Annotated in this window: 8 protein-coding genes and 1 pseudogene; 4 read left to right on the forward strand and 5 right to left on the reverse strand. The window is 60.3% G+C overall.

The window, feature by feature from the left end:
- Nucleotides 1–460 precede the first annotated feature (460 nt).
- Nucleotides 461–1,963 carry an exopolyphosphatase gene (ppx, locus tag AACY52_RS17380; protein WP_339415152.1) on the forward strand — a complete coding sequence of 501 codons (1,503 nt, stop codon included), beginning with the start codon at nt 461–463 and terminating at the stop codon, nt 1,961–1,963.
- Between the two features lie 137 nt (nt 1,964–2,100).
- Here ppx and ppk1 read toward each other — a convergent pair whose 3' ends face one another.
- Nucleotides 2,101–4,323: a polyphosphate kinase 1 gene (ppk1, locus tag AACY52_RS17385; RefSeq protein ID WP_339427619.1), complete on the reverse strand. Its 2,223-nt coding sequence runs from the start codon at nt 4,321–4,323 to the stop codon at nt 2,101–2,103.
- Nucleotides 4,324–4,341: 18 nt separating this feature from the next.
- Complete coding sequence (gene hemB, locus AACY52_RS17390; protein WP_339560643.1) at nt 4,342–5,355, reverse strand: porphobilinogen synthase; 1,014 nt, start codon at nt 5,353–5,355, stop codon at nt 4,342–4,344.
- Between the two features lie 206 nt (nt 5,356–5,561).
- On the opposite strand from hemB, the gene AACY52_RS17395 reads away from it, so the two are divergent.
- Nucleotides 5,562–6,197, forward strand: coding sequence for a DedA family protein (locus tag AACY52_RS17395; RefSeq protein ID WP_339427617.1), 636 nt, complete (start codon nt 5,562–5,564; stop codon nt 6,195–6,197).
- Here AACY52_RS17395 and AACY52_RS17400 read toward each other — a convergent pair.
- Nucleotides 6,178–7,413: pseudogene (locus tag AACY52_RS17400) on the reverse strand (sterol desaturase family protein). The gene AACY52_RS17395 and the pseudogene AACY52_RS17400 sit on opposite strands and share 20 nt — an antisense overlap.
- Before the next feature lie 115 nt (nt 7,414–7,528).
- Between AACY52_RS17400 and elbB the strand changes: the two are divergent.
- Nucleotides 7,529–8,194, forward strand: coding sequence for an isoprenoid biosynthesis glyoxalase ElbB (gene elbB / locus AACY52_RS17405; protein WP_339415147.1), 666 nt, complete (start codon nt 7,529–7,531; stop codon nt 8,192–8,194).
- 54 nt (nt 8,195–8,248) lie between these two features.
- On the opposite strand, the gene AACY52_RS17410 is transcribed toward elbB, so the two are convergent.
- Complete coding sequence (locus AACY52_RS17410) at nt 8,249–8,704, reverse strand: YaiI/YqxD family protein (protein ID WP_339415146.1); 456 nt, start codon at nt 8,702–8,704, stop codon at nt 8,249–8,251.
- Nucleotide 8,705: 1 nt separating this feature from the next.
- Complete coding sequence (locus AACY52_RS17415) at nt 8,706–10,601, reverse strand: FTR1 family protein (RefSeq protein ID WP_339427614.1); 1,896 nt, start codon at nt 10,599–10,601, stop codon at nt 8,706–8,708.
- A gap of 269 nt (nt 10,602–10,870) precedes the next feature.
- Here AACY52_RS17415 and AACY52_RS17420 point away from each other — a divergent pair, with 269 nt between their 5' ends.
- Complete coding sequence (locus AACY52_RS17420; protein ID WP_339415144.1) at nt 10,871–12,265, forward strand: hypothetical protein; 1,395 nt, start codon at nt 10,871–10,873, stop codon at nt 12,263–12,265.
- Nucleotides 12,266–12,270 lie beyond the last annotated feature (5 nt).

Genomic DNA, 12,270 nt, shown 5'->3' on the forward strand with positions numbered 1-12,270 from the left:
CTATAGTGGGCAGGTGCGTTTACGATGGCCGGGTATCCTTTACCCATCTTTTCTTCATCCTGAACATAGGACCATACATAAATAACACCACGGCAAAATTGCCGAGTGACAGTCTGTCGCTTTGCCACCCGAATAAAGAATGAGAGAACACGCCACTCTTCGTGGGAGGCGTAAATAGAGAAAGTGGGCCAGAATTCATCGTCGAGTAGGCTTAAGTACAAAACCAATTAGTGATTACCCGACTTAGTGTAGGCAAAATCGTAAACAGCCTGAAAACAACAAGCGCTTAATTACGCCTACAAAGATGAAACATCATTCGCTACGGGCTTAGAAAACCGTCCTACATTCCCCACAAGAATTCCTTACACACAGCCGAAGAAAAATTACCGAAGCAGTACGCGTTGGCACCAAAGGTCGATCGTGGCACGATGGCTGGGTTATCGACCGAGACCCCCTAACCATGCCGCAATCCAAAGCCAAGAATCTGTCCCTGATCGCCGCCATCGACCTGGGCTCCAACAGCTTTCACATGGTCGTGGCCAAGGCCCAGAACGGCGAAATCCGCATCCTTGAGCGGCTCGGCGAAAAAGTGCAACTGGCTGCCGGAATCGACGATGAGCGCCAACTCAACGAAGAATCCATGCAGCGCGGGCTCGATTGCCTCAAGCGATTTGCCCAGTTGATCAACGGCATGCCCCTGGGCGCCGTGCGAATCGTCGGCACCAACGCCCTGCGCGAAGCCCGCAACCGTGGCGAATTCATCCGCCGCGCCGAGGAGATCCTTGGGCATCCCGTTGAAGTCATCTCTGGCCGTGAAGAAGCGCGCCTGATCTACCTCGGCGTGTCCCACACCCTGGCTGATACGCCCGGCAAACGCCTGGTCGCCGACATCGGCGGGGGCAGTACCGAATTCATCATTGGCCAGCGCTTCGAACCGCTACTGCGCGAAAGCCTGCAGATGGGCTGCGTCAGCTTTACCCAACGCTATTTCAAGGATGGCAAGATCACCCCGGCGCGCTACGCCCAGGCCTACACGGCGGCGCGACTGGAGATCATGAGCATCGAGCACGCCCTGCACCGCCTGACGTGGGATGAAGCCATCGGCTCGTCCGGCACTATCCGCGCCATCGGCCTGGCCCTGAAAGCCGGCGGCCATGGCACCGGTGAAGTGAATGCCGAAGGCCTGGCGTGGCTAAAACGCAAACTGTTCAAGCTGGGGGACGCCGAGAAAATCGACTTCGACGGCATCAAGCCGGATCGTCGTACCATCTTCCCGGCCGGCCTGGCGATTCTTGAAGCGATCTTCGACGCCCTCGAGTTGCAACGCATGGACCACTGCGACGGCGCCCTGCGCGAAGGTGTGCTCTACGACCTGCTGGGCCGCCACCACCACGAGGACGTGCGGGAGCGCACGCTCAGTTCGTTGATGGAGCGTTACCACGTCGACTTGGAACAAGCAGCCCGGGTGGAGCGTAAAGCCCTGCACGCCTTCGACCAGGTCGCCGAGGATTGGGACCTGGAAGACGGCGTATGGCGCGAGTTGTTGGGCTGGGCGGCCAAGGTGCATGAGGTGGGCCTGGATATCGCCCACTACCATTACCACAAGCACGGTGCCTATCTGATTGAGCACTCGGACCTTGCCGGCTTCTCCCGGGAAGACCAGCAAATGCTGGCGCTGTTGGTGCGTGGCCACCGCCGTAACATCCCTAAAGACAAATTCGCAGAGTTCGGCGACGAAGGCATCAAGCTGATTCGCCTGTGCGTGCTGCTGCGCTTTGCAATCCTGTTCCACCATATCCGTGGCACCCAGGAAATGCCCCAGGTGACCCTGCGCGCCGACGGCGACAGCCTGGACGTAGTGTTCCCGAAAGGTTGGCTGGATGAGAATCAGCTGACCCAGGCGGATTTCGCCCAGGAAGCGGAGTGGCTGACGCGGGTGGGGTTCAGCCTGAACATGCGCTGAGCCGGTCCAAAGAACACTGCAAAAACAAATGTGGGAGCAGACTTGCTCGCGAATGCGGAGTGTCAGTCACTAGATGTACTGACTGATCTACCGCATTCGCGAACAAGCCCGCTCCCACATTAGGTTTGTGTCGGCAGTTAGTTAACCGTCAGGATCGGGCTACCCAAGCGCTCCAGCAACGTCGCCTGCGCACTGCGCGGGTTCTGGTTGCCGGTCGGCGTGTTGCGAATATAGCGGCCGTCCGACTGCAGGCTCCAGCTGTGGGTGTTGTCGGTGAGGTAGCTTTCCAGCTCCTTCTTGACCCGCATGATCAACTTCTTGCCTTCCACCGGGAAGCATGTTTCCACACGCTTATCAAGGTTGCGCTCCATCCAGTCGGCACTGGAGAGGAACATCTGCTCTTCGCCACCGTTGAGGAAGTAGAAAACCCGCGTGTGCTCCAGGAAGCGGCCGATGATCGAGCGCACATGGATGTTGTGCGAAACCCCGACAATGCCCGGACGCAGGCAGCACATGCCGCGCACCACCAGATCGATGCGCACGCCGGACTGGCTGGCCTTGTACAGCGCGCGAATGATCTTCGGATCGGTCAACGAGTTGAACTTGGCAATGATGTGCGCCGGTTTGCCGTCGAGGGCGAACTGGGTTTCGCGGGCAATCATGTCGAGCATGCCCTTCTTCAGGGTGAACGGCGCGTGCAGCAGCTTCTTCATGCGCAAGGTCTTGCCCATGCCGATCAACTGGCTGAACAACTTGCCGACGTCTTCACACAAGGCATCGTCGGACGTCAGCAGGCTGTAGTCGGTGTAGAGCTTGGCGTTACCGGCGTGGTAGTTACCAGTGCCCAAGTGCGCGTAGCGCACGATCTCACCGGCTTCGCGGCGCAGGATCAGCATCATCTTGGCGTGGGTCTTGAAGCCGACCACACCGTAGATCACCACCGCGCCGGCCGCTTGCAGGCGGCTGGCCAACTGCAGGTTGGACTCTTCGTCGAACCGCGCACGCAACTCGATCACCGCCGTGACTTCCTTGCCGTTACGCGCGGCGTCGACCAGGGCGTCGACGATTTCCGAGTTGGCGCCGGAACGGTACAGGGTCTGGCGCACGGCCAACACGTGTGGGTCCTTGGCGGCTTGTCGCAGCAAGTCGACCACTGGCGTGAAGGACTCGAACGGATGCAGCAGCAGGATGTCCTGCTTGCTCACCACGCTGAAGATATTCTCGCTGTTTTGCAGCAATTTCGGGATCTGCGGGGTGAACGGGGTGTATTGCAGTTCCGGATGGCTGTCCAGGCCGGTAATGCTGAACAGGCGCGTCAAGTTCACCGGGCCGTTGACCTGGTACAACTCGGATTCGGCCAGGTTGAACTGTTTCAGCAGGTAGTCCGACAGGTGTTTAGGGCAGGTGTCGGCCACTTCCAGGCGCACCGCATCGCCGTAGCGCCGCGAGAACAGCTCGCCGCGCAGAGCACGGGCCAAGTCTTCGACGTCTTCGGAGTCCAGCGCCAGGTCGGCGTTACGGGTCAGGCGGAATTGGTAGCAGCCCTTCACCTTCATGCCCTGGAACAGGTCATCGGCGTGCGCATGGATCATCGACGACAGGAATACATAGTTATCGCCAGCGCCCCCCACCTCTTCCGGTACCTTAATGATCCGTGGCAACAGACGCGGTGCCGGGATGATCGCAAGGCCTGAGTCACGGCCGAAGGCGTCGATACCTTCCAGCTCGACAATAAAATTGAGGCTCTTGTTCACCAGCAACGGGAACGGGTGCGTCGGGTCGAGGCCAATTGGGGTGATGATCGGCGAAATCTCGTCACGGAAGTAACGGCGCACCCAGGTCTTGATCTTGGTGGTCCAGTGACGACGACGGATGAAGCGGACCTGATGTTTTTCCAGTTCCGGCAACAGGATGTCGTTGAGGATCGCGTATTGGCGGTCCACATGGCCGTGTACCAGTTCGCTGATGCGCGCCAGCGCCTGATGCGGCTGCAGGCCGTCGGCGCCGGCTTGTTCGCGGGCAAAGGTGATTTGTTTCTTGAGGCCGGCGACGCGGATCTCGAAGAACTCGTCCAGGTTGCTGGAGAAGATCAGCAGGAACTTCAGCCGCTCCAGCAGCGGATAGGACTCATCCAGCGCCTGTTCCAGTACGCGGATGTTGAATTGCAGTTGTGACAGCTCGCGGTGGATGTACAGGCTGCTGTCATCCAGGTTGGTCACAGCGACCACTGGGGCCGGCGCAGGTGGCTCGGCCACCACGACAGGCACGGCGGGCTGGTGCTCCGGCGGCGTTGCGGTGACTTGTTCAACCGCCGGGTGAGTGTCTTTTACGGCAACTTCTGTGAGTCCTTCGGTATTCATCGAGTGTTCCTGTGAGGGCTATTGTTGCTCTCTAAGCAATTGGGCGGCGCGGGCGGCGAAGTAGGTCAGAATGCCATCAGCCCCGGCGCGTTTAAAGGCTGTGAGGGATTCAAGGATCACCCCTTCACTCAGCCATCCATTCTGTATTGCTGCCATGTGCATGGCGTATTCGCCACTGACCTGATACACAAAGGTCGGCACCTTGAATTCTTCTTTGACCCGATAAAGGATGTCCAAGTAGGGCATCCCCGGCTTGACCATCACCATGTCAGCGCCTTCGGCCAAGTCGGCCGCCACTTCGTGCAGGGCTTCATGGCTGTTGGCCGGGTCCATCTGGTACGAAGCCTTGTTGGCCTTGCCCAGGTTAAGCGCCGAGCCCACCGCATCGCGGAACGGGCCGTAATAGGCGCTGGCGTACTTGGCCGAATAGGCCATGATCCGCACGTTGACGTGACCGGCCAGCTCCAGGGATTCACGGATCGCCTGGATCCGGCCGTCCATCATGTCCGACTGTGCAACCACCTGGGCACCGGCTGCTGCATGGGACAGGGCTTGCTTGACCAGGGCATCCACGGTGATGTCGTTTTCAACATAGCCGTCCCGGTCAAGAATGCCATCCTGACCGTGGGTGGTGAACGGGTCCAACGCCACGTCAGTGATCACCCCCAGCTCCGGGAAACGCTCGCGCAGGGCGCGCGTGGCGCGCTGGGCGATTCCTTGCGGGTTCCAGGCTTCGGCAGCGTCCAGCGACTTGAGTTCAGACGGCGTGACCGGGAACAGCGCCAGCGCTGGAATCCCCAACTCGACCCAGCCCGCGGCTTCTTCAAGCAGCAGATCAATGCTCAGGCGTTCGACACCTGGCATCGAAGCCACCGCTTCCCGCCGATTTTCACCGTCCAGCACAAACACCGGCAGGATCAGATCGTCGGTCGTCAGTACGTTTTCACGCACCAGACGACGAGAAAAATCATCACGACGATTGCGACGCAGACGGGTGGCGGGAAACAGGCGATTGGCAGGGTTAAAGCTCACGACAGACTCCTGAGCCCGGTTCACGGGCGAGCGTTGCAGTTATAAGCGGCCATTATGACGAAGGTATGACAGTTGTGCTTAAGGATGCGACCTGTAGTCGCATTCGCCATTTACATAGGAAATGTTCACTTCGCGACACATCTCGATACTTTCATGAATCTTCGTGAAGGCGTAGGCTGCGCGTTCATTTCGCCAGCACCCAGACCATGCTTCAACAATTTCTGCATGACTTCGGCTACTTTGCCCTCTTCCTAGGCACCTTCTTTGAAGGCGAGACCATTCTTGTTCTCGCAGGCTTCCTGGCGTTCCGTGGGTACATGGATATCAACCTGGTGGTGGTGGTTGCCTTTTTCGGTAGCTACGCCGGTGATCAGCTTTGGTATTACATGGGCCGCAAGCACGGCCGCAAGCTGTTGGCGCGCAAGCCGCGCTGGCAATTGATGGGCGACAAAGCCCTGGAACATATCCGCAAGCACCCGGATATCTGGGTATTGAGCTTTCGCTTCGTCTACGGGCTACGCACGGTCATGCCAGTGGCGATCGGTCTTTCCGGCTACTCACCGCTGCGTTACCTGATCCTTAACGGTATTGGTGCCGCGATCTGGGCGGCCGCGTTGGGCGCAGCGGCCTATCACTTCGGCGCGGTGCTGGAAGGCATGCTCGGTAGCGTGAAGAAATATGAGTTATGGGTATTGGGCGCGTTGCTGCTGCTAGGCGTTGGCCTCTGGCTGCGCCGCCGCTTCAAGAACGCCCGTATCGCTCGTCAGGCCTGTGCCGATGAAAAGGCCCGGCTTGCCGCCGAGCAAGCACGGGTTGAAACGCCTAAGACACCCGTCGAGTAAACCGGCTTGTGCAGCAGTAGAGGCCAATGACGCTGAGCAGGCTGTAACTGAGCAGGCCCAGCCAGCCCAGGTTGCAGACCGGCCACAGACCGACCAACGGTGCCAGCCATACCAGCGGCACATTCAGCACCAGCCGTGAAAGCTCGGCGCTGAACGCCCACGGGCGGTTCTCCAAAGCCACACCCAATGTAAACAGCCCCAACGCCATGGCACTCCAACCCAGGATCAGCGCCGCCGTGGGCAAGCCTTCGCCCACATTCATCAAATAGCTACCAAAGCCGACATACGCCGCGAACTGCAGGGCGATGTAGACCTGTTGGCGCACATCCAGCGCTACCTCGAATTTGCAGAACTGGCTCAAATCATGTTTCGCCAGCGGGTACTTGGCCTTCACGTCCGCCGGGCGCCAGCCGGTGCGCATGAACCAGATGCGCAGCTTGTCCCACCGGTTTTCTGTGCGCCGTGCATCACTCCACAGCTGTGCATAAAACTGCAGGTTGGCCCACAGCGGGTTCCAGCTGGCCAACGGCGTGGTCACGCCGAAAATGACCGGCTCGTTGTCGTCTTCTTCCTGGAAGGAGCCGAACAGGCGGTCCCAAATAATGAACACCCCGCCGTAGTTGCGATCCATGTAGAGAGCGTTCTGTGCATGGTGGGCCCGATGATTGGATGGCGTGACGAAAAACCATTCGAACCAGCCGAGTTTGGGCACATGCCGGGTGTGCACCCAGAATTGATACAGCAAGTTGACGGACGCCACGCTGATAAACACCACCAACGGCACACCGAGTGCGGCCAGCGGCAGGTAGAAGATCCAGCTCAGCAGGAAACCGGTGCTGGTCTGGCGCAGGGCAGTGCTGAGGTTGTAGTCCTCGCTCTGATGATGCACCGAGTGCGCGGCCCACAAGATGTTGCGTTCGTGCCCCATGCGATGCAGCCAGTAGTAGCAGAAGTCGTAGAACACAAAGGCGAACACCCAGGTCCAGACGCTTTAGGCCGACAGCTCGACCACCGCGAGGTGCTTGAGGGCGAACGCATAGGTCAACAGCCCCACGCCCTTGCTCAGCAGCCCCGTGGTGGTAGACAGCACACCGGTGCTAAGGCTGTTGATGGCGTCCGCCACCCGGTAGTTACGCTGGCCGCGCCAATGATCTGCGAGCAGCTCCACCACAATCAGGGCGATGAAAAACGGTACCGCGTAAGGCACGAAGTCCATGGTCTGGTCCGGTTTATTTTTGTTACATCAGATTAGGTGCAGCGGCGCGAGACCCCATTGGCAACAGATGACAAATTAGTAGACATTTAACGCCAAGAACCCAGGAGAAATGCCCATGAGCAAAAAGATAGCAGTGATCCTTTCCGGCTGTGGCGTGTACGACGGCGCAGAGATCCAAGAAAGCGTGATCACGCTGCTGCGCCTGGACCAGCGCGGCGCTCTGGTCCAATGCTTCGCCCCAGACATCGCGCAACTGCACGTGATCAACCACCTCACCGGCGAAGCGATGCCCGAGTCACGCAATGTGCTGGTGGAGTCGGCGCGGATCGCCCGGGGTGACGTGAAAGACATCCGCGAAGCCAATGCCGAAGACTTCGATGCGCTGATCGTGCCCGGCGGGTTTGGTGCGGCGAAGAACCTGTCGAACTTTGCCGTGGAAGGCGCCGGCTGCAGCGTCAACCCGCAGGTTCTGGAGCTGGCCGAGGCTTTTGCCGAAGCGGGCAAGCCCGTCGGGTTGATCTGCATTTCACCGGCCCTGGCGGCGAAAATCTACGGTCCTGGCGTGACCTGCACCATTGGCAACTGTGCCGACACCGCCGCCGCACTGGACAAGATGGGCGCCACCCACCAGGAGTGCGCGGTGGAAGATATCGTCGAAGACCAGGCGCGCAAACTGGTGAGTACCCCGGCCTATATGCTCGGCAAGAACATCAGCGAGGTCGCTTCGGGGATCAACAAGCTGGTGGATCGGTTGCTGGAGCTCACACACGAAAACGACTGATCAGCTTGCCAAACACTGGGTGTAGTGAGCGGGCTTGCCCGCTCCCTACACAGATCAGGCTTGGCGCATCAACCGGGTGAGGATTCGGTCAAGGGCATTGGCAAACGCCTGCTTGTCCTTCTCGCCATGGGGCGGTGGACCGCCGCCCATCTGGCCCTGCTCGCGCAGATCGGTGAACAGGTTGCGCACTGCCAGGCGCTCACTCATGTTGGCCGGGCTGAACTCCTTGCCCCGTGGATCGAGGGCCGTGACACCCTTTTTCACCAAACGGTCAGCCAGCGGCACATCGCTGCAGATCACCAGTTCACCACGCTCTGCGTGCTCTACCAGGTAGTCATCCGCCGCATCCGGGCCACTGGGCACCACAATCAGCTTCACGCAGGCAAAGCTCGGCTTGATCTGGCTCTGACCGGCCACCAGCACCACTTCGAACTGGCGCTTGAGGGCGAACTTCACCACTTGGTCCTTGGCCGCCCGAGGACAGGCGTCGGCATCAATCCACACGCGCATCTTATGCCGCCACCCGGCGCTTCTCCGCCATCCGACTGCGGCCATACAGCACCACAATCGCCAGGATCGCTACTGCCTGCGCACTCAGCGAGTAGGCATCGGCGTGAATCCCCAGCCAATCAAAGTCAAAGAATGCCACCGGCCGCGTGCCGAAGATCCCGGCTTCCTGCAACGCCTTCACGCCGTGCCCCGCAAACACCACCGACAGTGCACACAGCAGCGCGGCGTTGATTCCGAAGAACAACGCCAACGGCAGCTTCGCCGAACCCCGCAGGATTACCCACGCCAGGCCCACCAACAGCACCAACGCCGTGGCGCCACCCGCCAGCACAGCGTTGTGCCCGGCCGGACCGGCTTGCAGCCACAGGGTTTCGTAGAACAGGATCACCTCGAACAGCTCGCGGTACACCGAGAAGAACGCCAGCATCGCAAAGCCAAAACGCCCGCCACCGCCCACCAGGCTGCTCTTGATGTAATCCTGCCAGGCCGCAGCGTGGCGACGGTCATGCATCCACACGCCGAGCCACAGCACCATCACGCTGGCGAACAGCGCCGTGCAGCCCTCAAGCAGCTCGCGCTGGGCGCCGCTCACGTCAATCACATACGCGGCCAACGCCCAGGTCGCCAAACCCGCCAACAGCGCCAGGCCCCAGCCGACGTTGACGCTGCGCACCGCCGACTGCTGGCCAGTGTTGCGCAAGAACGCGAGGATCGCGGCCAGCACCAGGATCGCTTCCAGGCCTTCACGCAGCAGGATCAACAAACCGGAGATGTAGCTCAACGACCAGCTCAGGCCGTCGCTGCCCAGCAAGCCGGCGGACTCGGCGAGTTTGCCTTTGGCCACGTCCAGACGCTGTTGAACCTGCTCGACCGGCAAACCGTCCTGCAACGACTGCCGGTAGGCCATCAGCGCCTTCTCGGTGTCTTTGCGCACGTTGGCGTCGACGTTGTCCAGGGAGCTTTCCACCAGCTCGAAGCCTTCCAGGTACGCGGCCACCGACAGGTCGTAGGCCTGTTCGTGATCACCGCTGCGGAACGCGGCCAGGCTCTTGTCCAGGGTCGTAGCGGTGTATTCGAGCAGCTGCGCAGGGCCACGCTTGACCTGCGGCGGTTGCGCACGCTGGGCGCGGAACGTCGCGGCGGCAGCCGGGCCGTTAGCGGCCAGCACTTCATTGGGCGTCTGGCGAGCCAGGTCGGCGAGGTTAAACGGTTGCTCACTTTTGGCGGCGGCCGGGTCGGCGGTGAAGCCGGCGATGTAAGTGGCCAGGTCCCAGCGTTGGCGATCGTCCAGTTGGTCGGCAAAGGACGGCATATCGGTACCTTCGACACCCAGGCCCAGCGTGTTGTAGATCGCGTAGAGACTCAGGCGATCCAGACGCACAGCGTCCCGCAGATTAGCGGGCGGCGGCGTCATACCCACACTGGCCGGCCCATCACCGGAGCCCGCTGTGCCGTGGCACACCGAGCAATGTTGGGCGTAGAGCGGCGCGCCACGGGTTGGATCAGGCGTGATCGCCGGGGCCTGACTGACTTCATAGGCCACGGCCAGTTGAGCCCCCAATTGCCGGGCTTGGCGTGCGACTGTCGCGCCGTCCTGATGAGCGGTTATAGCCGCTAACAGTTCATCAACACCGTTGACCAACGCCGCGCGTTCCTGGTGCTGTGGCAACTCTGCCACCAGCCCCTGCAACACCCCGAGAAACTCCAGCTGTTCGCGGTATTCGGATTCATCGATAACCTTGCCCGCCTCCACCGTCGGAGGATAGTCAGCACCAATGTAGTCCAGCAAATGCAGAGCTTGTGGGGCGCCCTCGGCAGTCGCGGCCAACAGGTTGAAGCTGCACGACATCAACGCCGGCAATATCAGCCAGGCGAGAAAACGGAAGGGGGCAGTCATGAACGAATCTCAAATGGAAATACGAAGTAACACATTGTTAAGGCTTTACGGGTTTGACTCAAGCCGTAAGTGATTTGTCGTTTGTGGGGGCGGAGCGTTTTAAATGCGGGAGGGTGGCACTCCAGTCGATTTCATCTGAGCAAATAGCCATTGTTTTGCCAGTAATGGTGCCTATAATGCCGCGCCCTGTTAGTGCGAAAGGGAATTTCGTTCCTCGTTTTTATGAGGAATTACCACATCGGTTGATACTTTTCAGGGAAGAAGTTTGCATGGCATTTCGCGCCTTACCTTCGCTCGCGCTTGCGGCGGTTACCTTGCTGTCCGGCTGTTCGATGTTCCGCAATTACGACACCGAACTGCAAGCCACCAACCAGCAATTGGCCACCGGCAATGTCGACGCCGCGCTGACGCTGCTGGAAAAGAACAACACCGGCGACGACAAGGACCTGCTCTATTTCTTCGAGAAGGGCGAGTTGCTGCGGGCTAAAGGCGACATGACTGGCAGCCAGACAGCCTGGCGCAGTGCCGACCTGCAAGTCGCCAAGTGGGAGGACTCGGTCAAGTTTGACAGCGCCAGGTACCTCGCCCAGTTCGGCAGTTTCGTTGCCAACGACAAAGTGCGGCGCTACGAAGGCTATGACTACGAAAAGGTCATGCTGACCACGCAGATGGCCCTGAACCTCCTGGCCCTGAACGACTTCGACGGCGCGCGCACTCAAATCAAGAAGACCCATGAACGCGAAGCGGTGATTGCCGACCTGAGGGACAAGGAATACCTCAAGCGCGAGAACGAAGCCGAGCGTGAAGGCGTGACCACCCGGATGAAAGACCTGCGCGGCTACCCGGTGGAAGCACTGGATGCGCCGGAAGTGGTCGGCCTGAAAAACAGCTACCAGAGTGCGTTCAGCCATTACCTGGCCGGTTTCGTCTACGAAGCCTTGGGCGAAAAAGACCTGGCGGCCCCCGGCTACCGCAAGGCCGCCGAGTTGCGCCCCAATACCCCGTTGCTGGAACAGGCCCTGCTGAACCTGGATAAATCCAAGGTCGGCGCCAATGAAACCGACGTGCTGATCGTGGTGCAGAGCGGCCTGGCACCGGCCCGCGATTCGATTCGCCTGCCGCTGCCGATTCCCATCAATGGCAACCTGGTGATCACACCGCTGTCATTCCCGGTGATCAAGGCGGATACGTCCACCGCGACCTTCGCCCAGATCGGCGTCGACGGCCAGCAGCAGAACCTCACTGCACTCAACAGCACCACGGCCATGTCCCGCCGCGCACTGCGCGATGACATGCCAGGGATCATCCTGCGCACCACCGTGCGCGCGGTCACCCGTGGCGTGGCGCAGAACAACCTGAACAAGACCAACCCTATGGCGGGCCTGGTGCTGGGTATCGCCTCGGCCGTCACCGAAGGCGCCGACACCCGCACCTGGCGCACACTGCCGGACCTGACCCAGGTGACCCGCCTGCGCCTCAAGCACGGCGAACACCAGATCAGCCTGCCCAATGCCCTGGGCGGCACGCTGGTGACGGTAAAGGCTGATCAGCGCTATCAGGTGATCACCCTGCGCGTGGTTGGTAACCAAGTGTTCGCGGGCGGCCTGGCCGCCCATGTGGTGCCGAACACGGCCACTCAAGCCATCGCCCTCAAACAACCTTAAGGAGC

It is taken from the genome of Pseudomonas sp. EA_65y_Pfl1_P113, assembly GCF_963970525.1.
GTDB lineage: Bacteria > Pseudomonadota > Gammaproteobacteria > Pseudomonadales > Pseudomonadaceae > Aquipseudomonas > Aquipseudomonas tritici.

What these genes read in the sequence shown, in the direction of transcription:
- ppx (WP_339415152.1), top strand. Translation starts at nt 461, where the DNA reads ATGCCGCAATCCAAAGCCAAGAATCTGTCCCTGATCGCCGCCATCGAC.
- ppk1 (WP_339427619.1), bottom strand. Translation starts at nt 4,323, where the DNA reads ATGAATACCGAAGGACTCACAGAAGTTGCCGTAAAAGACACTCACCCG.
- AACY52_RS17395 (WP_339427617.1), top strand. Translation starts at nt 5,562, where the DNA reads ATGCTTCAACAATTTCTGCATGACTTCGGCTACTTTGCCCTCTTCCTA.
- elbB (WP_339415147.1), top strand. Translation starts at nt 7,529, where the DNA reads ATGAGCAAAAAGATAGCAGTGATCCTTTCCGGCTGTGGCGTGTACGAC.
- AACY52_RS17410 (WP_339415146.1), bottom strand. Translation starts at nt 8,704, where the DNA reads ATGCGCGTGTGGATTGATGCCGACGCCTGTCCTCGGGCGGCCAAGGAC.
- AACY52_RS17415 (WP_339427614.1), bottom strand. Translation starts at nt 10,601, where the DNA reads ATGACTGCCCCCTTCCGTTTTCTCGCCTGGCTGATATTGCCGGCGTTG.
- AACY52_RS17420 (WP_339415144.1), top strand. Translation starts at nt 10,871, where the DNA reads ATGGCATTTCGCGCCTTACCTTCGCTCGCGCTTGCGGCGGTTACCTTG.